Annotated in this window: 21 protein-coding genes; 13 read left to right on the forward strand and 8 right to left on the reverse strand. The window is 48.8% G+C overall.

Translation table 11 applies throughout. The features are described 5' to 3' along the window. The first annotated feature begins 29 nt into the window (after positions 1–29). Positions 30–1,049, forward strand: a complete 1,020-nt coding sequence (locus CHI14_RS23335; protein WP_095291748.1) for an NADP-dependent oxidoreductase — start codon at positions 30–32, stop codon at positions 1,047–1,049. Between the two features lie 116 nt (positions 1,050–1,165). On the opposite strand, the gene CHI14_RS23340 is transcribed toward CHI14_RS23335, so the two are convergent. After that, positions 1,166–1,651 carry a CcdC family protein gene (locus CHI14_RS23340; protein ID WP_170948247.1) on the reverse strand — a complete coding sequence of 162 codons (486 nt, stop codon included), beginning with the start codon at positions 1,649–1,651 and terminating at the stop codon, positions 1,166–1,168. Positions 1,652–1,952: 301 nt separating this feature from the next. On the opposite strand from CHI14_RS23340, the gene CHI14_RS23345 reads away from it, so the two are divergent. After that, positions 1,953–3,086 (forward strand): hypothetical protein, encoded by a 1,134-nt coding sequence (locus CHI14_RS23345; RefSeq protein WP_095291750.1) that lies wholly within the window; start codon positions 1,953–1,955, stop codon positions 3,084–3,086. Positions 3,087–3,173: 87 nt separating this feature from the next. On the opposite strand, the gene CHI14_RS23350 is transcribed toward CHI14_RS23345, so the two are convergent. Both CHI14_RS23350 and CHI14_RS23355 read right to left on the reverse strand, forming a co-directional pair. Next, positions 3,174–3,746 carry a TetR/AcrR family transcriptional regulator gene (locus CHI14_RS23350; protein ID WP_095291751.1) on the reverse strand — a complete coding sequence of 191 codons (573 nt, stop codon included), beginning with the start codon at positions 3,744–3,746 and terminating at the stop codon, positions 3,174–3,176. After that, positions 3,743–4,468 (reverse strand): MBL fold metallo-hydrolase, encoded by a 726-nt coding sequence (locus tag CHI14_RS23355; protein ID WP_095291753.1) that lies wholly within the window; start codon positions 4,466–4,468, stop codon positions 3,743–3,745. Before CHI14_RS23355 ends, CHI14_RS23350 begins: the two co-directional genes overlap by 4 nt. 420 nt (positions 4,469–4,888) lie before the next feature. Here CHI14_RS23355 and CHI14_RS23360 point away from each other — a divergent pair, with 420 nt between their 5' ends. Both CHI14_RS23360 and CHI14_RS23365 read left to right on the forward strand, forming a co-directional pair. After that, the gene (locus tag CHI14_RS23360; protein WP_095291754.1) at positions 4,889–5,347 is read left to right on the forward strand and encodes an Rrf2 family transcriptional regulator; all 459 of its coding nucleotides are present in this window, start codon (positions 4,889–4,891) and stop codon (positions 5,345–5,347) included. Positions 5,348–5,559: 212 nt separating this feature from the next. After that, complete coding sequence (locus CHI14_RS23365) at positions 5,560–6,186, forward strand: nitroreductase family protein (protein ID WP_095291756.1); 627 nt, start codon at positions 5,560–5,562, stop codon at positions 6,184–6,186. A 118-nt stretch (positions 6,187–6,304) separates the two neighbouring features. On the opposite strand, the gene CHI14_RS23370 is transcribed toward CHI14_RS23365, so the two are convergent. Next, complete coding sequence (locus tag CHI14_RS23370) at positions 6,305–6,988, reverse strand: S-layer homology domain-containing protein (protein WP_095291758.1); 684 nt, start codon at positions 6,986–6,988, stop codon at positions 6,305–6,307. Positions 6,989–7,127: 139 nt separating this feature from the next. Further along, a complete protein-coding gene (locus tag CHI14_RS23375; RefSeq protein WP_170948248.1) occupies positions 7,128–8,159 on the reverse strand; it encodes an AraC family transcriptional regulator in 1,032 nt (343 codons plus the stop codon). A 90-nt stretch (positions 8,160–8,249) separates the two neighbouring features. Here CHI14_RS23375 and CHI14_RS23380 point away from each other — a divergent pair, with 90 nt between their 5' ends. From CHI14_RS23380 to CHI14_RS23405, 6 genes are all read left to right on the forward strand, one after another. After that, entirely contained in the window at positions 8,250–9,305 is a 1,056-nt protein-coding gene (locus CHI14_RS23380) for a lactonase family protein (protein ID WP_095291762.1), read from the forward strand. A gap of 349 nt (positions 9,306–9,654) precedes the next feature. Then, on the forward strand, positions 9,655–11,463 hold the full coding sequence (locus CHI14_RS23385; RefSeq protein WP_212677024.1) for a rhamnogalacturonan lyase: 1,809 nt from the start codon (positions 9,655–9,657) through the stop codon (positions 11,461–11,463). Between the two features lie 474 nt (positions 11,464–11,937). Beyond that, entirely contained in the window at positions 11,938–13,017 is a 1,080-nt protein-coding gene (locus CHI14_RS23390; protein WP_095291765.1) for a sulfate ABC transporter substrate-binding protein, read from the forward strand. 79 nt (positions 13,018–13,096) lie between these two features. Further along, a complete protein-coding gene (cysT, locus tag CHI14_RS23395) occupies positions 13,097–13,933 on the forward strand; it encodes a sulfate ABC transporter permease subunit CysT (RefSeq protein ID WP_095291766.1) in 837 nt (278 codons plus the stop codon). Between the two features lie 44 nt (positions 13,934–13,977). After that, entirely contained in the window at positions 13,978–14,853 is an 876-nt protein-coding gene (cysW, locus tag CHI14_RS23400) for a sulfate ABC transporter permease subunit CysW (RefSeq protein WP_095291768.1), read from the forward strand. A gap of 221 nt (positions 14,854–15,074) precedes the next feature. Next, complete coding sequence (locus tag CHI14_RS23405) at positions 15,075–15,314, forward strand: YezD family protein (RefSeq protein ID WP_095291770.1); 240 nt, start codon at positions 15,075–15,077, stop codon at positions 15,312–15,314. A 138-nt stretch (positions 15,315–15,452) separates the two neighbouring features. On the opposite strand, the gene CHI14_RS23410 is transcribed toward CHI14_RS23405, so the two are convergent. Together CHI14_RS23410 and CHI14_RS23415 are read right to left on the reverse strand one after the other, a co-directional pair. Next, positions 15,453–16,991: an extracellular solute-binding protein gene (locus CHI14_RS23410; RefSeq protein ID WP_249281217.1), complete on the reverse strand. Its 1,539-nt coding sequence runs from the start codon at positions 16,989–16,991 to the stop codon at positions 15,453–15,455. Positions 16,992–17,159: 168 nt separating this feature from the next. Further along, entirely contained in the window at positions 17,160–19,469 is a 2,310-nt protein-coding gene (locus CHI14_RS23415; protein ID WP_095291774.1) for a helix-turn-helix domain-containing protein, read from the reverse strand. 313 nt (positions 19,470–19,782) lie between these two features. On the opposite strand from CHI14_RS23415, the gene CHI14_RS23420 reads away from it, so the two are divergent. Continuing rightward, positions 19,783–22,539: an S-layer homology domain-containing protein gene (locus CHI14_RS23420; protein ID WP_249281218.1), complete on the forward strand. Its 2,757-nt coding sequence runs from the start codon at positions 19,783–19,785 to the stop codon at positions 22,537–22,539. A gap of 165 nt (positions 22,540–22,704) precedes the next feature. Here CHI14_RS23420 and CHI14_RS23425 read toward each other — a convergent pair whose 3' ends face one another. Continuing rightward, positions 22,705–23,592, reverse strand: coding sequence for a hypothetical protein (locus tag CHI14_RS23425; RefSeq protein WP_095291775.1), 888 nt, complete (start codon positions 23,590–23,592; stop codon positions 22,705–22,707). 111 nt (positions 23,593–23,703) lie between these two features. Here CHI14_RS23425 and CHI14_RS23430 point away from each other — a divergent pair, with 111 nt between their 5' ends. Next, positions 23,704–24,120 carry a GNAT family N-acetyltransferase gene (locus tag CHI14_RS23430; RefSeq protein ID WP_095291777.1) on the forward strand — a complete coding sequence of 139 codons (417 nt, stop codon included), beginning with the start codon at positions 23,704–23,706 and terminating at the stop codon, positions 24,118–24,120. Positions 24,121–24,379: 259 nt separating this feature from the next. Beyond that, positions 24,380–25,012 (forward strand): NAD(P)-dependent oxidoreductase, encoded by a 633-nt coding sequence (locus CHI14_RS23435; RefSeq protein ID WP_095291778.1) that lies wholly within the window; start codon positions 24,380–24,382, stop codon positions 25,010–25,012. Positions 25,013–25,084 lie beyond the last annotated feature (72 nt).

Here is a 25,084-nt window from a genome sequence, read left to right on the forward strand (position 1 = left end):
ATACGCAGGCCACTGGCAACAAGGAGGTCATGAAGTTGTCTCAAAATGAACAGATCGTACTAGCATCCCGTCCGGAAGGTGCACCATCCAGGGATAATTTCAAATTCATTCATACTCCGCTCCCTGAACCGGAAGCAGGACAGGTTCTGGTGCGTACATTATATTTGTCGGTTGACCCTTATATGCGGGGCCGTATGAAGGATACGAAGTCTTACGCACCTCCATACGCGCTGAATGAAGTGATCAAAGGTGGGGCGATTGGACAAGTGGTGGACTCGTCAGAGCCCAATCTGCGCAAAGGGGACTTCGTCTCCGGGATGTGGGGCTGGCAGCGGTATGCGGCTGTCAACACGGGAGATCTCTCGCTGATCGATACGGAGGAAGCACCGCTTACAGCCTATCTTGGTGCCCTCGGTCTGACGGGCCTGACGGCTTATTTTGGCATGGAGGATATCGGGAAACCTAAGGATGGCGAAACGGTGGTGGTATCCGGTGCAGCGGGAGCCGTCGGTATGATCGCAGGTCAGATCGGCAAGATTGTCGGAGCAAGAGTGGTTGGAATTGCAGGTTCTGACGAAAAATGTGCATATCTGAAAGAAAAGCTCGGGTTTGATGTGGTCCTCAACTACAAGCGGGAGAATGATATGTCTGCAGCGATTGAACGGGTGTGTCCGGACGGCGTGGATGTCTATTTCGATAATGTCGGCGGTGACATCTCGGATGCCGTGCTCAGACATATCAATCGAAATGCACGTATTCCGCTGTGTGGGCAGATTTCGTCCTACAATTTGGAGAAGCCGGACATCGGCATGAGACCACAGACATTGCTTTTGACCAATACCGCGCTGATGAAAGGTTTTCTATTGGGGGACTATGCCAAGTCCTTCAAGGAAGGGCGCGCCAAGTTGGCAAAATGGATGAGGGAAGGCCTCATTCAATACGAGGAGAACATTGTAAAGGGGTTTGATCAGACACCGGAAGCCTTTATGGGACTGTTCTCGGGAGATAACCTGGGTAAACAGCTGGTGAAAGTTGCAGATCCCGAGTAAGATCATGCATTCCCCTATATGCCATAGAAGCAAGGCCAGATAAACAACAAAAAGACACGTTCGCATGCCTATATGCCGAGAACGTGTCTTTTATTTGACTTCGTCGCTCATTACACTCAAGCTGATGCAGCGACGACTTCTTTGTAGTGTTTATACATATATACCCGCCAGCGCACGATCATGCCAAAGGCCAGAAGGAAGAACAATCCGCCGGTTTGCGGAATGGTAACGTACTGCTGGATGACTTCATGCAGGATCAGACGTACCGCCAGCAACCCAAGCAGGATGAAGGCAAAGCTCCGGGAACGGGTCGCGAATATCTCCTCGTTTACCTTTTCAAACCGGGTACTGCGAATGAGAGGATAGGAGAAGATGAACCAGCCAACCAAAAATGCAATCAAGGCCCACCATAACGGAAAATGTGTCTCTGGTACAACAAACATCAAAAATCCGGTACTCATGCCCAGTGGGGGAATCAGAATTTTGCGTATGGTCACCGGTCTGTGACTGGCTTTCAACCGGATGAAGATGGCAAGCAATGCCATGATAAGCATACCCAGGGTTGCACCGATCTGAAGGTAAGACGGACTGATTTGAGCCACGGAAATATCCCTCTTTCTGGAATAATATATGTTCCGGACATCCGGATCATCAAACAAATCATAGAATTTATTGTTTCTATATATAGATTCTATTATATCACAAACCAAGAAAGCCGATAGAATGCTTAGTGCATCATTTTGCCCGAATACGGTATAACGAGATTAACACAGTTTGTATTGAAAATTTGTACTATTTTGTCCAATGCAGGTGCATTTATGCGAGCAAGGGCAAATCAGGTAATCAAGCACGATATAAATGCACAGAGAGAGCAAGCAAGACACCCTGGGAGGAAGACACAGCATGAAAAGAAACCACAGGCCGCTAACCTTATGGTTGCTGGCTTGTCTGACAGTGATATCGGTCGGTCTGGTTGTCCCCTGGATCTGGTGGCAATCTCAAGCACCGGTGCTGCTGAACATCATGATTATAGACAAAACAAAGGCTAATGCACCATCTCCGGGATATAAGGGTCTGGTTTGGCTGTTGAATCAACAGAAGATTGTACAGAAGACCGGAGAACGATACGTTTATGACGAAAATGAGGAGGAGCTTAACCTCCTAGAGGACACTTCTTCAATAACGAAAAAACTTCCGGACGAGGTAACTGAAACCGATCTGATCTATCTGGCTTCATCGAAAACAAACGCTGCACCTCCTGTTAGTCTCAAAACGAAGAAAGGCGAGGAGGACGCAGGGTTAACGGTTTATGATGCCCTTAAAATCCGCGAGGCAGCCAGCAAAGGGGTCGCAGTCGTTGCAGAGTATAACACACAATTCTTATGGACATCGGATAACGTCAGGGAGCAGCTTCATCCCATTTTGGGCTTGAAGAGCAGCGGCTGGCGGGGGAAATATATATCCAATCTGCAGAGCCGAGTTCAAGTGCCTGAACAGGTCCGTATGGATTATGAGCGTATTGCGGGGCAGGATTGGCCGTACTCCGGAAAAGGTATTCTCCTGGTGCATGACGATGGCCGGGTCATCGTGCTGCGTGGCGGCACGGATGTCCAGACAGCAGAGATCAAGCTGTCTTTTACGGAGGAAGGCAGGCAGTGGAGCGGCATTCAGCAGGAGTTCCAATATACCAGCTGGTTCGATGTTGTCGTGCCGGATTCGCCAGAATCGATACTGGCAAGATATAAAACGAGCCTGACTCAAGAAGGTCGGCAGAAGCTGGTTAATGCCGGTATCCCGGGTGATTTTCCGGCCATCCTTCGTAATGATGGAGATTATCAGTCGTATTATATGACCGGTTCATTCGGAGAGATGGAGCATTACTCATTCTGGCGCAGGATCAAGGGATGGGATGTCATCAGAGAGTGGCTTACACCGAATCGAAAAGAAATACCGGATATGTTTTACTGGAAGGTGTACGTGCCTGTCATGAAACAGATTCTGAAGGAAGTTCAAGCCGAAGAGCATGTGTGGCCATAGAGAAAGACCGTTTGTAGAGAAACGGCCGAAGGTAGAGAGGGATGCAGCGTCGTGCTGCATCCCTTTTCAGATATTTACGGTGTAGAGTCAGTCCTGATGCAAATGCTGCAGCCCGTTAAGGAAGGCCTGGACGGTCAGGTGCAGGCTCTCATTGGAGTCAAAATCCATGTTGAACCCGCCCTGGGCTTCAATGGATGCGAAGCCATGGCACAGGCTCCTTAATCCGCGCACCGCATGCAGCGCTTCGGCTTCGGTTAGCGGGTAGGGCTGCAATGCATGCAGCAGAATGTCCAGCGTAGCTGCACTGGCTTCGGCAAGCTCCGGTTCATGAATATCCGGAGCGTGGAAGGAGGCTTCGTACAGTCCTGGATGCTGGCGGACGAAGCCGATATAAGCTGCGGCGATGGCCTGTATGGCCTCGTCGCCCGTGCGTTCAGCGGCAGCCGCGGCAAGTGCCTGGCTGAGCTGTAATACAGACATCAGCGCCAGTTCCTGGCGAAGCCCGGGAAGCCCGCTGATGTGGTTGTACAGCGACGGGGAGCGTACGTCCAGCCGCTGGGCCAGTGCGGCCAGCGTCAGCGCCTGGAAGCCGTCGCTGTCGGCAAGCTGGGCCGCGGCACTTAGCAGTGTGCCGCGATCCAGCCCCTGCCGCGGGCTCACAGGTGCCCCCCGGCAGGGCGCAGCCGCTGCTCCGCATCAGCCGCAGCCGCACGCATGGCGGCCGCTGGCTGGCGCAGCATCCGTCCGTGGCCTACCGCCAGCACGGACGGTTCCAGCTCGGCCAGGTGCTTCGCGCTGGCCAGAGCCAGTTCCCGGTTCCACGTTGCCAGCGCGGGGAACGGGAAGAGCGGGCGCACGCGGCCGGAGACGGCGAGGCCGCCATGCAGCTGATAGGCGTCGCCGGCAATGAGCACGCGGCTGCGCATATCCATGAAGGCCATATGCCCTGGGGTATGGCCTGGAGAAGCAACGGCGATCAGGGAGCCAATGCGATCGCCGTCTTCCAGCAGCCGGTCCGGACGGGTACGGATGCCTTTCGGCACACTGCCGCGCACCGGGGTCTGTGGTTCTCCGGGAAGCAAGGCAGCATCACCGGCCAGAAGCTTGGCATCCCGGCTGGAAATAGAGACTTCTGCTGAAGGGACTGCCTCCTTGAGGCCATCCAGCGCACCGACATGGTCGCCATGGGCATGGGTCAGAATAATCCGGGTGATCGGTTTACCAAGGGATTCGGCAGTAGCAAGAATCCCCTTCAGACTAAATGGCATCCCCGCATCAATAACGGTAACACTATCTTCTTCTTCCACAAGATAGACGTTCACAGGGAAAAGACGGGGGAGAAAGGAAATTTGAATAACGTCATGTTCACGAGTTAATCTCATTCAATTGGGCCTCCTAAAACTAATGGTATTAGTAATATAACTAATGGCATTAGTTTTTGCAAGAGGCCTCATAAAATAAAAAAAATCGAGGAAAATCTTTTCTTTACAAAAAAAGCGTTTTCAAAATGAGGAATACCGATTATAATGATGACGTAAGCCCTTTCATATGTCTATCTTTTTGGAGCCATTCGCGATGCGATTGGCTCACTTTTTTTGTTCATTTTGTATAGAAACGCGATTGCTTTCGTAAAATGACCTTGTTCTGTTTGAGGACCATAAATGCTGCTATAACAGGGAATCCTGGGCCTGGTTGAACTGGTGAGCAGAAGTTGACAAACATAACTGTTATTCCTATAATAACAGTTGAACTTACCTTGTGTTGAAGCACATCGGTGATTGCTGCCGGGAAGGGAGTAAGTGATGAACAGTGAATTTACCATTGCCGTCCATTGTCTGGTTTTTCTGTCCATGAAGGATGAGTGCATGGCGAACAGTGAAGACCTGTCCCATAGCGTCGGTACGCACCCGGCGAGAGTACGCAAGGTTCTTAGTGTGCTGCGGAAGAATGGTTATCTGATCACCAAGGAAGGTGCTCACGGCGGATACCTGCTCAGTCGTCCGAGCGAGGAGATCAAGCTTGGAGAGTTGTACCGTCTGGTTGCCGGCGGCTCACTTGGGCCTAATTGGTGTTCAGGAGAGTCCGGTTCCAATTGCATCGTCTCCTCTAATATGCAGGATGTCATGGGGAGCATCTATGATGGCGGTGAGGAAGCGCTGACTTCCTATTTCGACAGTATATCGATTGAGGATGTGAAGCATCGTATCGGAAATGGGGAAGCATGCTCTTCGTCCAAGAATGAATTGTCGTCGAACGGTTAATTGGCATGGACGTTGTCCCGGTGAAATGAGATTCATGGATGTTTCAGGAGATTCCGGGCATAACGTGAACACAGATGGGTGCGATCGTCTGCGCTGATGTTATTTTCGGAAGGTGGGTATCTCGTAGAGATCACTTGATATGGCCTTGCGAACATAAATGAAATAACAGAAAAGCTGAGATATAATAAAAACAATTTTGGGGAGTGGAATGAATGTCCAGCATGGAAAACAATGAAACACTGCGCGTCATTAACGAACGTCATTCAGTCAAGAAATATGAAGCCGGTTTTGTTATGCCAGAGGAGGATCTCACTGCGATCCTGACTGCAGCTTCCGAAGCTCCATCTGCATGGAACCTGCAGCACTGGAAATTCCTTGTGATTGAATCCGAAGCGGATAAGGCTAAGTTGCTGCCGATCGCTTATGGTCAAAGTCAAATCACAGAAAGCTCGGTTACGATCGCTGTACTCGGAGACCTCGAAGCCAATCGCAATGCGGTCATCTATGATCAGGCTGTTGAAGCTGGCTACTTGAAGCCTGAAATTCGCGACGCGTTGGTTGGTCAAATCAACGGTGCTTATCAAAGCCAGCAAACGGCTCGCGACGAAGCGATCCGCAACGCTTCCTTTGCTTCGCAAAACATTATGCTGGCTGCGCGTTCCCTTGGCTATGATACATGCCCAATGGGTGGTTACAACCCGCAGCAACTGATCGAAACATTCAACATTCCTCCTCGTTACATTCCAACATTGCTGATCACTGTGGGTAAAGCGGCACAACCGGCTCGTCCAGCGGGTCGTTTCCCATTGTCTGATGTCGTAGTTAGAGGCTCGTTCTAAGATATTCGTATTAAAAATAGCCGCATGCCCCCTCAGGGAGCATGCGGCTATTTGCTGTGAGAGGCAGAAATGATGGGGTGCTCAGCCACCCATCATTTCCATCTCTTCATTGCAATTCTTATTTCTCAGGTGTTTCCGGGATTTGCGGAGCATGGAAATTTTCCATGTATTCGATGGCGTTATACATCATGACTGCCGCTTCTGCGCGAGTGATGGTTTCCTTCGGATTGAAGTTGCCACCCGCATCAAGCGTATTAATTTTAAGAACCAGTGAGCGCTGAACAGCACCCTGATACTCTGGAGTAAGCTCCTGCTCATCTGTAATGTCTACCGGTTTGATATTAATCATCGGCAGGCCGCCTTTGGCTTCGATCCCCTTCATCAGGAACAGAGTGAATTGTTCGCGTGTCATTTCTGCAGCCGGATCGATGTCCTTGGGCATCTGAATTCCATTATACTGGGCACGAACGAAGGCATCGCTGTACCAAACGCCGTCCTTGACGTTGCTGAAGGTGTCACTCGGGAGCGGTTGTTTGATAAAACGAATCGCATCCAGGTTCAGATCGAGACCATCGGTAATCAGCTGCACTCCTTGTGCAGTATTTAATTGCTGTTCCGGTTTGAACAAGCTGTCGCTCACTCCCTTGATCAATCCATCCTGATGCAGAGCTTCAATTTTGTCAGCGCCTGCAATACCTTGAAGGTCAGTAAAATGGGCTTGAGCAGCGTTAATCGGGCCAGCACTCAGGGAGAGTGTGAGCAGTGCTCCGGCAGTTAAAGTGGCTAGTATATTTTTTTTCATGTTGCAATCGCCTCACTTTTCTAGGGAGTCCCTTTGTATAAAAGCTATTTGCCCCTATAGACGACCCTTGTCTAAAAAAGGTTGCTGCAATTTTCCAACTGATCATTCAATTTGTTTCAAGTAACAAGGTCGTGCACAACTAGCCCTTGGATTTGTTGCGATACTCCGTGGGTGAACGCCCCATCATTTTGCTGAACAGTCGTGAGAAATAATAAGGGTCCTTGAACCCCAGCTCGGAGCTGATCTGTTTGACGGTCCAGTCTGTAAAATCAAGATAACGGCAGGAATGCTGGATTTTGAGTCGCAGGAAATAATCTATGGGTGAATGTCCGGTTGCCTGCTTGAACAGTTGTGAATAATGGGGTGCCGATAACTGGGCTTGTGCTGCGAGCTCCTTTAACGTCAATCCGCGCTCCAGGTGTTCCAGCATATACTGGACAGATTGTTCAGCCGCTCGCTTGCTGCTGATCATGCTGACACCTGTTCCCTGACCATAGGCCAGCATACCGAGCATATAGCCCGTAATCTGCGAAGCGTATATCATGGCTTGCAGGGAGTACCCGGTTTCCAGTGCATCGTAGCATTCATGGAACAATTCCAGCCATTTGGGGGCTTTGGAAGGAGCGATGGCAGAGATTTTATGGGCCAGGAGCAGTTCAATATAGGTAGAAGCGTGTTCGCCACGCAGATGAATCCAGTAGATGCTCCAGGGTTCAGCCGCATTGGCCCCGTAAACGTGGGCCATATGTGCAGGCAAGATGACCAGGTCGCCTGCATGTACAACTTGGGGTTTGCTGCGATCTAATTCGTACCATCCTGTTCCTTGTACGCAATACATGAGAATATGGGAGTCACATCCTTGAGGCCGATCCCGGTAATGATGCTCCGCTTCATGGAAATATCCGATATCAGTAACGTAGAGCCCTGAAGTAACTGGGTATCGTGCTGCTTCTTCGAGCAATGGATCAGGCAGTACAACGAGTTTTTGCATAGGGAATCCAGCAGATTTGCGCAGTGTGGTTGTACGGTTGTAAGGTCTCATACTTGTATTATGGTGAGGGACGATGGGGGAGTCAATGTCGGATATGCAAGCGTTCACAGAAATATCATGATCTGCAGAACGTTGCGTCTGTTCCGATGAAGCAGAAGCCGGTGAATTGGGTAAGTACATTATAGTGGAACCATCAATAATCCAGAGCATGAACCGACTCATGAAGCAGAATAGACATGGAATTGGAAAAGAGAAGGAGAGATGAGAGATATGGAACGAGCAGCAGCGAATGAAACATTTTTCTATACAGGAACTTATGCATCAGCGGATCAACCAGGGATTGTGCTGTGCGCAATGGATGCAGGTACAGGTGAGATGAGAATCGTCAGTCACACAGAGGGTGTGGACAACCCATCCTATCTCGCATTATGTCCAGATGCTAACTGTCTGTACGTTGCGAGTGAAACCGATGAGGGAGAGTTGCTGGTATATCGCAGGGATGCGGCAACGAGTGAACTGCATCTGATGGATCGCAAACGGACCAGAGGGGCTTCTCCTTGTTATGTGTCGGTCACCAAGGATGGCAAATGGGTTCTAACTTCGAACTACAGCAGTGGGAGTGTGAATGTATTCCCGGTAGGGGATCAAGGGACGCTTGAAGAGATGAGTGCACTGGTTGAACATACGGGCAGAGGGAAAAACGATGATCGTCAGGAAGGACCTCATGCTCATTCCATACAGCCGGACCCGTCCGGACAGTATGCGGTCGTATGTGACCTTGGGCTCGACCAGATTATAGTTTACCGTATGGAAGAGGGACGGTTGGTCACACACCGCGAAACGAATCAGCCCCCTGGTTCAGGTCCAAGACATTTGGTTTTCCATCCGAGTGGGAAGTGGGCATATGTCATTAATGAGCTGAACAACACGGTTACTGCATTCATGTATGATGAGCGGAGAGGTGAGTTCAATACGCTGCAGCATATCTCCACACTGCCTGAAGGGCATTCGGGAGAAGGAACAGCTGCAGATATCCGTGTATCCCCTTGCGGCCGTTTCCTGTATGCTTCCAACCGCGGCGATGACAGCATCGTGCTGTATCATATTGATCAGGAATCCGGAAAATTGGAAGCCGTGGAATGGACGTCGACCATCGGTCAGACTCCTCGTAACTTCAATTTGCTGCCAGGCGGCATTCTGCTCGTGGCCAATCAGGATAGCAACAATATTGTTGCATTTCAAATGGATGGAGAAGATGGGCGCCTGACGCACAATGGATTCAAGCTCGAAGTGTCCCGTCCGGTATGTATTGCGCCAGTGGTTTAAGCTGCAGTGCTGCAATGAGCAAATTCAAATACGATTAACTCAAGACCATGCATGGGCCTAATCCAGCATGGTCTTTATTTTTTTTATAATTCAACGTATCCCAAAAAGTTCAAGGTATCCCGAAGAATACAAAATCAAAGTCCTTACGACATGAAATTACTAATTTAGACCTATAGATGGAATTAAATGTTTAATTTAGAATGGAAATATTAAAGCGCTTACATAAAGATGACGCTAAGGGGACAACGGGCTTACCAATTCCATTTGGGGAGGCTATTATTCTATGTTGAATCGATTGTCTTGGAGAAGGACACTGCGAATTGCCGGAATAGCCCTGCTAAGTTCAGCCATGCTGACGACTGCGTTTGGACTGGGGAACACACCGGTAACCGAGGCGGCGGGTACGCGTCAGATGGAGTTCCTGGACCGTGGGGTGGTTGCGGTAAAGACAGGTACGGGTGTATTTGTCAGCTGGCGTCTTTTGGGTACGGAAGGATCAAATGTTTCGTTCAATGTATATCGGGATGGAACCAAAGTGAACGCATCCCCCATAACCAATAGCACGAATCTTCAGGATGCCAGCGGGACAAGCAGTTCCAAATATACGGTTCGGGCCGTAGTGGGCGGAACCGAGCAGTCGGCTTCGGCAGCTGCAAGTGTATGGGGAAACAATTACCTGTCTGTGCCCCTCAGCATACCGGGGGGCGGGACAACACCGGATGGGGTGGCTTACACGTATAGCGCCAATGATGCCAGTGCAGGCGATCTGGACGGCGACGGGGAGTATGAACTAATCGTGAAGTGGGACCCTTCCAACTCCAAGGATAACTCTCAGAGTGGATATACCGGTGAAGTATTTATCGATGCCTATAAATTGAACGGGACACGCTTATGGCGAATTAGCCTCGGCAAAAATATCCGCGCAGGTGCTCATTATACCCAGTTCATGGTGTATGACCTGGATGGCGACGGCAAGGCCGAGGTTGCGATGAAAACGGCTGATGGCAGCAAGGATGGCACTGGTACGGTCATTGGCGATGCCAGCAAGGATTACCGTAATTCCAGCGGATACGTTCTATCCGGACCGGAATTCCTGACCATCTTCAATGGGCAGACTGGCAAAGCCCTGTCGACAGTGAACTATGAACCGGCACGTGGCAACGTATCCGATTGGGGAGATAATTATGGCAACCGGGTTGATCGTTTCCTTGCAGCGATTGCCTATCTGGATGGAGAACGTCCAAGTCTGGTTATGGCACGCGGATACTACACTCGTACGGTGCTTGTAGCCTACAACTGGCGGAATGGGCAGCTGACGAAGCAGTGGACATTCGATTCGAATACATCCGGCAATTCGGGGTATGCCGGGCAGGGAAATCATAATCTGAGCGTAGCGGACGTGGATGGAGACGGCAAGGATGAGATTATCTACGGTGCCATGGCGGTGGATGATAACGGAAAAGGGTTGTACACAACAGGGCTTCATCATGGCGACGCCATGCATCTGAGTGACCTGGACCCCGACCGCGCCGGGCTTGAGGTATTTCAGGTTCATGAGACCCCGTCCAATGCGGGAGTTGAATTCCGTGATGCACGTACAGGGCAGTTGATCTGGGGCATACCTACAACAAAGGATATCGGACGCGGCATGGCAGCGGATATCGACCCGAGATATAAGGGGGCTGAAGTTTGGGCGGACGGTGGTCTGTATACAGCCAAAGGACAGAAAATTGGCACAACCTTGCCTTCATCCACAAATTTTGGCATCTGGTGGGATGGAGATCTGCTGCGGGAACTGCTGGACAGCAACCGGATCGATAAGTGGGACTATGCCAACAGCAAAACGGTTAATTTGCTGACAGCTTCAGGTGTTTCCTCCAATAACGGTACGAAATCCACACCGAATCTGCAGGCTGACCTGTTCGGGGACTGGAGGGAAGAGGTGGTATGGCGGACAAGCGATAGCTCTGCGCTGCGGATCTACACCACAACTGCGGTCACGGACAAGCGGATCTATACCCTGATGCATGATCCGGTGTATCGTCTTGGTATCGCATGGCAAAATGTTGCCTATAATCAACCACCCCACACCGGTTTTTATTTGGGTGAAGGCATGAGCACGCCACCGGCACCCAATATTCATTACGCCGGGAAATAAGAGATAAGCATGAGCTGCGGCAACCAGAGCAAGATGCAATGTTAATCCGTTATTCTGCCTGATCCGAGGACAACAGGGTAATCCTGTTGTCCGTTTTTCATTCAATGTCAATCGGATTGAAATCCCGAAGAAATCGGAAAAAACGTTTGACAGGCCAGAGGGCTACCCTTATGATATGCATATAACTTACTAAACAGGTAGGAATAATAAAAATGATTGCTTTAACTATTGCGACAGCAGTCATTACAGTCAGAGAAGAGTAACTTGAACAGAATAACGTTCTAACCGTATAGACGGAGGAACACCGCAGCACATCATTTCTGGATGAAGCATACACGGCCTTGGGTCGGCATGACTTTGTGAGGGAGAAGTGTGCGGGTGGTTCCTCCGTCTTTTGTTTTTTTCGGTGCGTTCCATGCTGTTCAGCCTGCCTGAGGTCGTCATTGCAGAACCATTCTGGGGGGAGTGTTGTTTATGAAAAAGAGAATTCATAAGGGTATTCTGGTTGGTCTGGCATTGGTATTAACAGGGGTACTGGCAGCGTGCGGGGCGGAGAGCAGCGGCTCCAGTGCGGCAGGAACATCTGGAGAGCAGGATAGCGGTAAGGAAGCTGCCACAGCCATCGAGCTGCTGAATGTATCCTATGATCCGACGCGGGAACTGTATGAGCAATATAACAAGGCGTTTGCGGCGTATTGGCAAAAAGAAAAAGGCCAGGAAGTGACGATCAAGCAGTCACACGGCGGTTCCGGTAAACAGAGTCGTTCCGTGATTGATGGCTTGGACGCAGATATCGTTACACTGGCATTGGGATATGATATCGATGCAATCGAGGATAAAGGGCTGATTAATGCGGGTTGGCAGGATAAATACGAGCACAACAGCTCCCCTTATACCTCAACCATTGTATTTTTGGTACGCAAAGGCAATCCAAAAGGCATCAAGGACTGGGATGATCTGATCAAAGGGGATATCCAGGTGATTACCCCCAATCCGAAAACGTCCGGTGGAGCAAGATGGAATTACCTGGCGGCATGGGGATATGCACTGAAGAAAAACAACAATGATGAGGAGAAGGCAAAGGAATTCGTAGGTGAACTTTTTAAGCACGCACCAGTACTTGATTCCGGGGCACGTGGCTCTACGACAACATTTGTTGAACGTGGTATCGGTGATGTGCTGCTGGCCTGGGAGAACGAAGCGTTCTTATCGGTAAAAGAGCTGGGTCCGGACAAATTCGATATCGTTGTTCCTTCCGTTAGTATCTTGGCTGAACCACCTGTAGCGATCGTGGATAAAAATGCAGACAAAAAGGGCAGCCGCGAGGTGGCAGATGCTTATCTGAAATATCTGTATAGTGAAGAGGGGCAGACCATTGCCGCGGAAAATTACTATCGCCCGACGCTGGATAGCGTGAAGGAGAAATTCAAAGACCAGTTCCCGGATGTTGAGCTGTTTACCCTGAAGGATGTATTTGGCACATGGCGGGATACGCAGGCCAAACATTTCAATGACGGAGGGATCTTTGACCAGATCTACGTTCCAGGCAGTTAATGTTGGATAAAAATAGAGCTCACGACCATGTAAGCGGCCAACCAGCCCTACCGGCTGAAGGCAGAGAGGATGAACGTCCATGAGCAAGGTGATGGTGGCCCGGAGACGCATACTGCCGGGCTTCGGATTGACAATGGGGTACAGTGTGTTCTACCTGAGCCTGGTTGTACTTATTCCACTGGCAGCGTTGATCTTTAACTCCACGGGCCTGACCTGGTCCACGTTGATTGAGACAGCAAGTAACCCCCGGGTACTTGCTTCTTTCAAGGTTAGCTTCCTGACAGCAGGAGTCGCTGCCTTGATTAATCTGGTTCTTGGGCTGCTCCTGGCTTGGGTGCTGGTCCGGTACGAGTTTCCAGGCAAGCGCCTGTTTGATGCGGTCATTGACCTGCCATTTGCCCTGCCTACTGCAGTGGCAGGTGTTGCCCTTACGGCCCTGTATGCCGGAAATGGATGGATTGGGCAGCTGGTGGAGCCTCTGGGTATCAAGCTGGCGTATTCGCAGGCAGGAATTACCCTTGCACTGATGTTTATCGGTATTCCGTTTGTTGTACGTACGGTACAGCCGGTTCTGGAAGAGCTGGAGGCCGAAGTGGAAGAGGCTGCTGCCACGCTGGGAGCAGGGAGATGGCGCATTTTTCGGACGATATTGCTTCCGGATCTGATCCCGCCGCTGCTGACAGGGTTTGCACTTGCTTTTGCCAGAGGCATTGGGGAATATGGATCAGTCGTATTTATCTCGGGCAACATGCCGATGAAAACGGAGATTGCACCCCTGCTGATCATGGCGAAGCTGGAGCAGTTCGATTACGCAGGAGCTACGGCTGTAGCCTTGCTGCTGCTGCTGGTTTCTTTTGTCCTGCTGCTGGTGATCAACTCCCTTCAGCGCTGGAGCAGGAAGGCAGGCCGGGCTTAGGTTACGTAGGCTAACTTATATAAACCAAAAGGAGGTATATATGTATGGCAGGTTCCGTTCCAGTAACGCCTGCTCCCCCTATGCGAACCGGTCCGGGGCCAAACCGTGCGACAACAGAAGCTCCATGGGTCAAATGGTTGTTGATTGGTCTTGCGGGTCTGGTACTGCTCTGGCTTCTCATTTTGCCATTAATCGTTGTAATGATGGAAGCACTGAAGCAAGGGTGGAGTGTCTATATTGCAGCTCTTACCGAACCGGATGCCATGTCTGCCCTGAAGCTGACATTGCTGGTTGCAGCGATTACCGTACCGCTGAATACGATATTTGGTGTAGCTGCAGCCTGGGTCATAACCAAGTTCCAGTTCAAGGGAAAGGGAGTCTTGATCACGTTAATTGATCTCCCCTTCTCCATCTCACCAGTTGTGGGCGGGATGATCTTTGTACTGGTATTTGGCTCCAATGGCTGGTTTGGTCCGTGGCTGGCAGAGCATGATATCAAAATTATTTTTGCCTTGCCTGGTATCGTAATCGCAACGCTGTTTATTACCTTTCCTTTTGTAGCGCGAGAGCTCATTCCATTAATGGAGGATCAGGGTACGCGGGAAGAGGAGGCGGCAGTTACGCTCGGCGCTTCGGGATGGCGAATCTTCTGGAATGTCACGCTGCCCAACATCAAGTGGGGGCTGCTGTACGGCATCATTCTGTGTAATGCCCGCGCGATGGGCGAGTTCGGAGCTGTATCCGTGGTGTCGGGACATATTCGCGGAGAGACGAATACACTGCCGCTGCATGTCGAGATTTTGTACAACGAGTACCAGTTCTCGGCATCGTTCGCTGTCGCTTCCTTATTACTGATTCTGGCTCTGGCAACGCTGCTGCTCAAGAGCTGGCTGGGTCACAGAACGGTTTCAGAGAAGTAATTAAGGGTCCGAATTCCGGCCCCTTTCCAGTCTATTTGGGAGAAATCACGAGTTCTTTATATTTCGATAATGTTTCTTGAAAATACAGATTGACAGCTACTGGAAGCCCTGCTAATGTATAAACCAAGTATATAGGTTGGATAAGAATGATTTATAAGTCGGATGGATGATCATGCGTCAATCATATAGCGGGCAGCAGCCCGGGAAGAGGAGGCGGCTCTATGGCTAAGCCGTTAAAAGTGGATGAGGTATGGATGGATCGAATTGCCGGACAGCTGAATGACATGGAGTTTGGCTCGCTTCACATCGTTGTACATGAAGGTCAGATTGTGCAGATGGAGCGAACTGAACGCAAACGATTTGAGAACACGCCCTCAGGCAGCACCTCCAAATCCGGCAGCACCGCACGAAGCAGCTCCCCCCGCTCCCTGCGCGGATCGAACGCAAGTGCGAAGGGGTAGAGATTGAGGTGGCATCAGGGAGCACAGATTGAAGCATAGATTGGCTTAGTGTGAGCTACCCATAAGTTTCCCAAAGAACACGTATTCTTTCGGAAACTCGTGGGTAGTTCATGCTTTTAAAGGGATAATGCGGCCAAACTATTTCGTGGAACTTGTCTCCATTTGCCCGTTATACCATTCATTAGCTTCAGTCAGTACCTGCTGCCCGCCTGCTTCCATAAATTCCTCCACGAAGGTATCAAAACTTTCAATAGGCTGATCCCCGGTAATGATGGAGATGTATGCTCTGTCCCTCATATGGATCAACTCAGATGAATATTGAATCAGTGCAGGGGTTGCCACCTCCAGATGATTATAAATACCATTCTCCGTCAATTCCTCAGATGCAGCCCACTGCTCCCGTTTGCCGATGGATGCACCAGGAACAGTCATGCCAATGCTGGAGCCGATCATATTAGTGTAATTCTCCATACGGTTATATGGGGGCAGAATGTGAAATTCCCCTGAAGATGAAGAGCTCCAGTCCCAGTGTTTGCCTGGAAGGCCATATTCCATTTTGATCTGCTCAGCCGGATCGGAGTTGGCACTGACATAATCGAGGATTTCAAGGATTTTTTCCAGTTTACCAGGCTCGTTGACCGCATCGGCCCCGATTGTAATGAAACTCATCAGCAGATTGTAGCCTTTGGAGCCACGGAGTCCATCAGGCCCTGTAACAGGAGGACCGAATTCAACGTCTGCAGTTGCGTTCTTCTGCAGGAGTTCATGGACATTGAACATGGCTTCAACGGGAATTTCCTCGTCCTTTTCATTAAGGACGCTATAATCTCCGTCTTGAGTCCAATGATAATAATTGCCCATCGAGGTCATCCCAATTCTGCTGTTAATAAATGCATGGGACAAATGTTTGTATCCACCTTTATTTTCTCCAGTTATAAATTCAGGATCGATAATCCCATCCTGATACCACTTCTGCAGATAAGCCAAGGCTTTCTTCATCTCAGGTTCCAAAGCGCCGATTACGAGACGGTCATTTTTTTGGTTAAAGTACAGCTGCTCGGTAAAAACGGACTGCCCAAAAGCACCAAAAACGACATTCATGCCCTCTTTGGATAACCCGTATGTATCCTGTTTCCCATTTCCGTCAGGGTCACCTTTGGCGAATGCATACATAACCTTCTCAAATTCCTCTAATGTCCGCGGAATATCGAGACCGAGTTTCTCCAGCCAGTCTTGCCGATATACGACAGGGGTCCGGTAGATGTTAGTCTGATTGATGACCGGTATTCCATATAAGGCACCATTTATTTTTCCGTACTCCAAGTAACGTGAATCATAATCACGGATTCGCTTCACAATATGAGGCGCATGTTCTTCTAGTACGTCCACGGGAATTTCTGCTAACACCCCTTGCATCTGATATTTAAGCAGATCATGTGGCTGCCTGATCCGAAGAAGATCCGGTATGTTCCCTTGAGCCAGCTTCAAGTCCAGCAGGTCCTCATAGCGTCTGTTCTCCAGGTTCCACACCTCCAGATTCACATCAAAAAGATCCTCGATATAGGTAATCATCTCGGCATCCTCAGGAACAGGGGTATTCTGATGCATGGTCCAGGAGATCGTATATGGCGGCTCTGTATCCTTCTCAGACTCATCAGCAGGATTATGCGGCTGCATTTGAGCGCGTTGTTCCCCCAAGACGGTACAGCCACTCATGCATACGATAAGGATAACGGTTGTTATAGATAGACACAGAGCTCTTGAAAGGTTGAGGTTCATAACAGCTCCTTCTCATGATTTGATATCTGGATCAATGTCCAAGGATAGGGGTAACCCTTCGGCCAATCAGTTCATCAGACTGCGCATGAAGTTTTTCGGTGTACAGCCGTGAATTTCCTTGAACTTCTTAATGAAGTAAGCAGAGGTACGGTATCCGACCGTGCTCGCAACCTGCTCAATAGTAAATTCCTGTTGGGCGATGAGTTCGCGTGCGCGTTCCATTCTCTGATTCGTGACAAATTCCGAATAGGCGATGCCGGTGTCTTCCTTGAAAATCTTACTAAGGTATTTGGGACTGATAAACACTTGTTCCGCGACATGATCCAGCGTGAGATCGCCCGAAAGATGCTCGCGAACGTAAGCTTTAACAGCTGAAATGGTATCTGGACTCCTGACCTCGCTTCGTTTCTCCATATGTGTGATAAATTCGGTTACGAGATGAGTCATCCATTCCGAATACCGGTTGATATTGTAGAACGAGGAATATTGCTTGTACAAATTCATGGAGCTCGCCTCGGCGGGCTGCCAGCGCACCTGACTGATGCAGTCAGCGTATATGGAAACCATTTTTAATAAAATAATGCGGCTGTATTCGGCTGAATAGAGGCCTTCCTTGATGGTCGATACCATATCCTGAATGGCCTGAACCGTACCGTCCATATCACGGGATTGCAATTTCTTCTCAAAATTCATGAGGTACGCGTCCGGAATCTCCAAACTGCTGGTTTCCCTTTGGAGAAGATCAAGGTCTTGAATGGCTGACAGAGCGGGAAAGAAATAGCTGTATTGAATCAAGGCTTTCGCCTCATGATAGCTTGTGTGAATCTCCGTGACATGCTCTACCCAGCCGCCTAACGACACCGCAAAATCCAGACCGAACCGGCTTCTCGCCTCGGAATGAATAAAGTTTACAATGTAATCCGAAAGAGGCTCTTCGAGTTGGTTCGTACAGAGAATTACTGCTATTTTGTGATCCTGCAATTCCTCCGCGAGCAGCTTTGTTTCAGCCATTTCTGTTATCTCCAGCTGCTGAATCATCGTGTACAACGTATGCTGCAGCTGTCGTGGCTGTAATTCCTTCCACTTCTCGCTGACGGGGTCAATGACGATACAGCGATAGCGGGAATAGGCCACCGACACCCGAACAGATTGCAATTGTTCGGTAAGTTCCTCGGGTGTAAATCGGTTATTTAACATATTCAGCATGACACTGTGCCTAATCATTTTGTGATTGGCCTGCAGCGTTTCTTCCAGACTATCGACTTTGATGGAAAGGCTGCTGATAGCCGAATCGATGAATCGATATTCGTTCTGCTTCAGGCTGCTGGGGCTATCTACCCTGGCCTTGATATTATTCAGGATCCGCTTAAGAGGACTGTAATTGACTACGGTGAAGACTAACGACATAGCCATCCCAACCGCTACAGCGAGCAAGCCCAGAAGCGCAGAGACCTCCTTTAAGCTATCCAGCTTATAATAGAAGCTTTTATTCGGGGTGGTTGTGTACATTCTCCATCCATTTTCTTCGAATTGCTCTTGGGAAACAACATAAGCATCATGATTAAATATTTGCGTGAAGCTCTCATCGGAAGAAGGATTGGAGAGCAGCAATTGAAGCAGATTCTCGTTCGTGGAGCTGCCTAACATCGATTTATCAGCGGCAGATATGACGATTCCGTGCTGATCCACGATGTATGTATTTTCATAGTCTGCAGGGATCATATTACGAATCAGCTGACTGATCGTCGATTCTTTGATATCAATCGCAACCATGACTTTACTGTCTTGTCCAGAGGACTGAAATGGATAACTGTGAACATAAGAGATTAGAGGAATCGTGCTGCTCTGTTCGGGTAATTCGATATAAGTGTCCTCAGGAACCATACGAGTCTGCATCCATAAGGAACTTTTGTCACTCTTTTTCATCACTTCAATCCAGTCGTAGGCAGTATCTACGCTCGAAGGAGTGACTTCATGGAACTGCAGCCCATACACAGAAGAGATCATGAAATGATTCTCTGTATCGTACACATGAATGGCCTGAATCAGGTCGGAGTAATTCTGCACCTGACTTTTGAGCAGCTGCTCGATGTCCAGAATTTTGCTGTGGTTTCCTTGCAGGCTATCGAGCTGAATGCTGACGGGGCTTCCCAGGGCAAGAGAAAGATAGACCTGATTCACCTTTTCGATAACGGCGGTCTCCATATAATTGACGGTGCTTTGCAGCTGCAATTGTTTGTTGATCCGAATCTCTTTGCTGTATTGATGGGAGAAGAAGAGATATAAGATAGAGCCAAAAAGAAGCGCAATAACAAGGACGACAGCAAGATAGGAAAAAACCATCCTGGATCTCACCGACTGGAAGAGCTTGCGCATTCTTTTTCCTCCTTCATCACTGGTTTCTAGACAACTTCATCATTATATAATAGCCCCGGCACTAGAAATCATGTTGATCGAAATTTAACAAACACCCCCAGAACAATTTACCTTCCGTTAATCTAAATTTACAAACAACGGCACTCTAGATGACGATTCTATTATTCACTCTATTTTTTGGAGAATACACCGGCCAAAACGTACGAATTTGATATAAAACGGAATTTGTTCTATAGATGCCAGGCTCCCCCGAGTGCTAAAGTAACCCCAGATCAGACACGGAATGAATGGAGACGATCCTACACATTCGCTGATGAAATCGAAAAATTACGATTATGGGAGCGTGTATTTGCAGGCCATGAGAAAACCACTTAAAAAATCACTGGCATTACTTCTAATGTTGTCTATGGTAAGCCCAACGTTTGCAGATCGGAGCTTTGCAGCCGATCAGAAGATTCAGTTCTCTGATATTAAGGGACACTGGGCGGAAGCAAACATTCAAGCATGGGGTGATGAAGGACTGATCCGGGGCTATTTGGATCGTTCATTCAAACCAAACAACGAGATTACGAGAGCAGAATTTATGAATCTGGTGAATGGTGCTTTTGGATATGCAGGACAAGCTGCCATTAACTTTAATGATGTTTCTGAGGATGCATGGTATTATCAGGCCGTTTCTACAGCTAGTGCGGCTGGATATATGGATGGTTATGCGGATCAAACGATGAAACCTCAAAATCCGATCACACGTCAGGAAGCAGCCAAAATCATCGCTGGCATTCTGAATCTGGACCTGAATGAGGGAGCTGCGAATGCATTTAGCGATGCTTCGTCCATTGCGGATTGGAGCAGAGGAGCTGTAGGCGGAACTGCAGCAGCAAAAATTATTTCCGGATATTCAGATGGAAGCTTCAAGCCGCTTCAATCCATCACTCGTGCAGAAGCTGTAAGTGCACTATTTAATGCCTTGGAAATAGACTCCAACGCAGCTGCTAAACCATTCAAGCCAAAGGGCACGGCTAATGTGCTGAATGTGGAACCCCCTGCCGAAGAAGCTCGTCTGTCTGCAGTCGAACATGGAGCCAATGCGGACGACGGAACGTTGAAAAATATTGCGGCAACGAATCCATTTATTAATATTTTGGACGGTTTCGAACAAGTCTGGTCCATGAACCAATCGGATTGGAGAGATGGGACAGCTGCGACGAAACCGGGAGTTAAGGGAGAGGTTGCAAAGTATGGCGATGGACCGACCCCATATTATGATGGCTTTAAAAATGATCAAAAGACAGCCGTCGCAGACCAGAAAACATTCGCGAACGAGGAAATTCGAAATCAAGCGACTTGGGTTGCCAATATCAAATATGTAGAAGATGTGACGCAAAATCGTACCGATGAAGAGGCTTTAGCCGCCTATTATGATGACCAGAGAGATAAGATCTACAGTATGATGGAAGCTTTTGGCCCACTGGCTAACACATATGTAGACATCGTTAAGCCAACGACAAGCGTCGAAAGAGAGATCAGCGACATGGATGTTGTCTTGACAGAAGAAACGGCAGAAGACCAAAGCCAGGGAATGGGAAGTGATTGGGCTAAGACGGAGCTTGCAGACATGGTCGCTCTGGTGGATCTGGTTCGATTCAAAATTCCTTCATCCTCCAACCCTTCGAAATACTTCTACTCTTCCCCAAGACCATGGAGAATGAATACGAACGGAGAAGTGAAAGAGGTTGTCGATGAGAATGGTTTAGCCGTGTGGGAAACCTTAGGTAAAGGTGAAGTGACAGAAGAACCTTTGGCTTCAGGAGGAACAAAAACAACAGGAGAAAAGCATTTCCAACAATACGAAAGCAACGTTGAAATTATTCCTGCATTAAGCTATGTAAGGAGAATAGCTGAGGATGGACGAGGAAAGGACGGAGGATATCCAAGCGGGCATACGAGTGCTTCGTACTTGTCTGTACTTCCTTTTGCCTACGCTACGCCAGAGCGGTTCTCTGAATTTTTAACAAGAGCAGCCCAAATGGGTGAAAACCGAATCGTAGCCGGGATGCACTCGCCGCTTGATGTTATCGGTGCAAGAATACAGGCTACTGCAATGACTGCATATGCATTTAATAAGGAAGATAACCAAGAAATGATGGAGAAAGCATATGAAAATACAGGAAAGGTATTTGGTGCGTTAGCAAAAGAAAAAAATATGAGTTTGTACGAATATGCACACACGGTAACAGAGGACTATACTTTCAAAAGTGCATATGACGAAAAGAAATGGGAAAATCATGATGCCAATAAAGCCTTCTACCGAGAAAAACTCACATATGGACTGCCACAAACAGGAATCAAAGGTTTGGCTCCTGAAGTGCCACAAGGAGCAGAGGCACTATTGAAGACACGCCAGCCTTATTTAACCGATGAGCAGCGTAGAGAAGTGTTGTATACGACATCCATCGATTCCGGTTATCCGGTTCTGGACGAATCAAACGGTTGGGGCAGATTGGATTTGGTAACGGCAGCGGATGGCTACGGCGCATTCATAAACAACGTAACCGTGGATATGGATGCTTCCAAAGGGCGTTTCAATGCAGAGGATTGGTGGAGAAATGATATCTCCGGCAGTGGAATGCTGACGAAAAAGGGAACAGGAACACTTACCATGACAGGCAATAACAGTTATACAGGCGGAACGCTTCTGCAGGCAGGAACGCTGGTGGCTGAATCTGCAACTGCCTTTGGTCTCGGTGATCTGTATGTGGAGAATGGAAAAGTCATCGTTCATGCAGATGGAGCATTAAATTTAAATAGAAACTTTACCATGGACAAGGGAACGTTGGAATTGGTTATGGACGATGATAACGGTCAGGTTAATGTTGGCAAAAAGCTGTATCTGGATGGAGGAAACCTCAATCTAGACTTGTCCAACTATAAGATCGAAGGTTCCAAGGATATTACTTTAATTACGGCAGGCGTAATTAAAGGTGAATTCGACCAAGTCACAGCGGATGGTTATGACGTTCAGGTTACTTACGAAAAGGACCGCATCATTGCACATGTTGTAGCCAAATAAGCTAACTCATTTATTGCAGCAATACTATTCTTATCATGGAAAAGGACTGAACTACGTTGTAGTTCAGTCCTTTTTGCATCCCGAGCAACACGCAGGATTCAGACGTGAGAGTTCTGGTTTACCCAGTGGTTGTAATTATCACAGATTATAAGTAGAAAAAGGTGACTATTCGCCCGTGTAGGCACTAGCTTTACGTGCTGCACTCACTTCGTTTTCAGTAGGGGGCTCATTCGTTGGCTCCAGCTCGGTATGACCTACATAAGGGCGATCACTACGTGGGCGAGTTCCAGTAAACCCGAAACCTGAAGTGAACAGGATCAGCTGTAATCCCAAGGCATAAGGAGCAGCAGCAGGCCCAATCAGATGGAGCAGCGAGCATAGCACGATCAGCAAGAAGAGTATTTTGTTCACTGTACCTGATGGTTCGCGGCGCAGGCTGGCCCAGAACAGATAACCATACATTATGGCAATCAATAAGGAAACTGCACGCAACCACGGGAGGACACTCTCCCATGAATCTACGGAAACGTCCAACAGTCGCTGGCGGAACACAAGATCAGCAACCAGAAACAGGGTAGCTGCCAGTGCAGCCGGTTCGGCCAGAGGCCGAAAGATTGTCCAGATGGCCTCGCCCCAATGATCTGTTCGGTTATCTTGACCGAGTTCATCTGATAATGCGGTGCATTCTCGTTCCAATGCTCTGTGCATCAGCGCGAGTCTGGCAGGATCATGCTCCTTGATGCAATCGCGGATCTGATCCTGTAACGTAGAAGAGAGATCAGATGCTGATTTGCAGGCCAGCATGGCCATGAACAGATCCTGTTGTTCATTTTCTGAGAATGAATACTTTTTATGTTCCAGAATGGTGAGTTTTCCCAATAGGTTTGTGCTTATGTATAATGTATCTTGTATCCTTCGCATTCGCCTTTCGTGGCTGCGGCGAACTTCAGTGGCAGACCATATATATATCCAGAGCAGCAGAGCTATGACTCCAAACAGCACAGCCTCAGCGCCGGGGCGCGATATCAGCTCTTCGATCCAGGGTTGAAACACACGTTTTCCTCCTTTGCATAAACTCGACGTATCTTGAAACACGCTTCACGTAAGCTTTCTCTCACTATTACACAGGAAGTAGATGAATTCAAGCAGAAAGGGGCACAATTCATGGACCAGATCAGCATTGAACACATTCCACCCACAGCAGCAGAGTATCTTGCCTTGCGACAAATTGCGGGTCTCAGTGCGATGAGCAAGGAGGGAGCAGAAATTGGACTGCCGAACAGTCTTTTTGCCGTATGTTTACGCAATGCAGATACACTCGTAGGCATGGGCAGGGTTATTGGGGATGGCGGTTGTTTCTTTCAGGTGGTGGATATTGCTGTTCACCCGGATGTTCAAGGCAGGGGATATGGCAAGTTGATTATGAGCGAGATCATGAAATACTTGCGTGAACATGTGCCTGCACGAGGCTTGGTGAGTCTTCTTGCGGATGTACCTGCAGATCGCCTGTACTCCCAATTTGGTTTCACCTATACCAGCCCGAAATCGGAAGGCATGTGGTGGAGGCAGGGAGAGGATTGACGGATATAAATGAAATATCCCGATCTTGAAGCCGCCGTAGCGGCTTTTTGCTGTGTAAAAAATGCAGTGGATGCAGAAGATAGGTGCAGCGCTGCTTATTGGATGTGTGAATTCTTGTCGGTTTATTAACATTGGTTTACAAGTGGCTACATCCGGTTTAAGATGGCGTGAGCCGTTTAAGGTATATAACAATAGGATTAAGTATTACAATATAACGGTATGTTGACATGGTGATATCTACTGAAAAGAGGGATAAGATATGAAAGTAGCAATTTTTGGAGCGACCGGAACGATTGGAAAGACGATACTGTGGGAGCTTATGGACCGCGGGCATGAAGTGACTGCGATTGTGCGTGATCCGTCCAAGGTGGAAATGGTTCATGAACGTCTGCGTGTGGAAAAGGGAGATTTGCTGAACCCGGATCAGGTAGCCGATCTTACAGCAGGCCAGGAAGCTGTCGTTAGTGCCTATGGTCCGGAATTCGGAGAAGAAGAGGAGCTGCTGGAAGTTACACGTTCACTGATTGAGGGTGTTCGCCGCGGCAAAGCCAGCCGTCTGGTTGTCGTTGGCGGAGCTGGCAGCTTGCTGACCGATTCGGGTGAGATGCTGATGGATACACCTGGATTTCCGGAGGAAGTTAGAACCCTGGCGAAGGCGCATTTGGATGCTTATGGCTTAATCGAGGAATCGGATATCCACTGGACGTATATGAGCCCGGCGGCAACAATTACTTCCGGACCGCGGACAGGCCATTTCCGGATCGGGATGAATCGTTTGGTAACCGATGATCTGGGAGAGAGCACAATCTCGGTTGGCGACTTTGCTGCGGCATTGGTGGATGAGCTTGATGATCCGCAGTTTATTGGTTCCCGTTTTACGGTAGCTTATTAAGGGAGAGTTTGCCGGGAGCTAGTAGAGTCGAATGATGCCAAACGCAGAATGAGAAGTTACTCACCGGGGAGG

Origin of the sequence: Paenibacillus sp. 7516, from assembly GCF_002272715.1 — a bacterium.
Classification (GTDB): Bacteria; Bacillota; Bacilli; order Paenibacillales; family Paenibacillaceae; genus Paenibacillus; species Paenibacillus illinoisensis_A.

What these genes read in the sequence shown, in the direction of transcription:
- CHI14_RS23335 (WP_095291748.1), top strand. Translation starts at nt 30, where the DNA reads ATGAAGTTGTCTCAAAATGAACAGATCGTACTAGCATCCCGTCCGGAA.
- CHI14_RS23345 (WP_095291750.1), top strand. Translation starts at nt 1,953, where the DNA reads ATGAAAAGAAACCACAGGCCGCTAACCTTATGGTTGCTGGCTTGTCTG.
- CHI14_RS23355 (WP_095291753.1), bottom strand. Translation starts at nt 4,468, where the DNA reads ATGAGATTAACTCGTGAACATGACGTTATTCAAATTTCCTTTCTCCCC.
- CHI14_RS23360 (WP_095291754.1), top strand. Translation starts at nt 4,889, where the DNA reads ATGAACAGTGAATTTACCATTGCCGTCCATTGTCTGGTTTTTCTGTCC.
- CHI14_RS23365 (WP_095291756.1), top strand. Translation starts at nt 5,560, where the DNA reads ATGTCCAGCATGGAAAACAATGAAACACTGCGCGTCATTAACGAACGT.
- CHI14_RS23370 (WP_095291758.1), bottom strand. Translation starts at nt 6,988, where the DNA reads ATGAAAAAAAATATACTAGCCACTTTAACTGCCGGAGCACTGCTCACA.
- CHI14_RS23375 (WP_170948248.1), bottom strand. Translation starts at nt 8,159, where the DNA reads ATGTACTTACCCAATTCACCGGCTTCTGCTTCATCGGAACAGACGCAA.
- CHI14_RS23380 (WP_095291762.1), top strand. Translation starts at nt 8,250, where the DNA reads ATGGAACGAGCAGCAGCGAATGAAACATTTTTCTATACAGGAACTTAT.
- CHI14_RS23385 (WP_212677024.1), top strand. Translation starts at nt 9,655, where the DNA reads ATGCTGACGACTGCGTTTGGACTGGGGAACACACCGGTAACCGAGGCG.
- CHI14_RS23390 (WP_095291765.1), top strand. Translation starts at nt 11,938, where the DNA reads ATGAAAAAGAGAATTCATAAGGGTATTCTGGTTGGTCTGGCATTGGTA.
- cysT (WP_095291766.1), top strand. Translation starts at nt 13,097, where the DNA reads ATGAGCAAGGTGATGGTGGCCCGGAGACGCATACTGCCGGGCTTCGGA.
- cysW (WP_095291768.1), top strand. Translation starts at nt 13,978, where the DNA reads ATGGCAGGTTCCGTTCCAGTAACGCCTGCTCCCCCTATGCGAACCGGT.
- CHI14_RS23405 (WP_095291770.1), top strand. Translation starts at nt 15,075, where the DNA reads ATGGCTAAGCCGTTAAAAGTGGATGAGGTATGGATGGATCGAATTGCC.
- CHI14_RS23410 (WP_249281217.1), bottom strand. Translation starts at nt 16,991, where the DNA reads ATGCAGCCGCATAATCCTGCTGATGAGTCTGAGAAGGATACAGAGCCG.
- CHI14_RS23415 (WP_095291774.1), bottom strand. Translation starts at nt 19,469, where the DNA reads ATGCGCAAGCTCTTCCAGTCGGTGAGATCCAGGATGGTTTTTTCCTAT.
- CHI14_RS23420 (WP_249281218.1), top strand. Translation starts at nt 19,783, where the DNA reads ATGAAATCGAAAAATTACGATTATGGGAGCGTGTATTTGCAGGCCATG.
- CHI14_RS23430 (WP_095291777.1), top strand. Translation starts at nt 23,704, where the DNA reads ATGGACCAGATCAGCATTGAACACATTCCACCCACAGCAGCAGAGTAT.
- CHI14_RS23435 (WP_095291778.1), top strand. Translation starts at nt 24,380, where the DNA reads ATGAAAGTAGCAATTTTTGGAGCGACCGGAACGATTGGAAAGACGATA.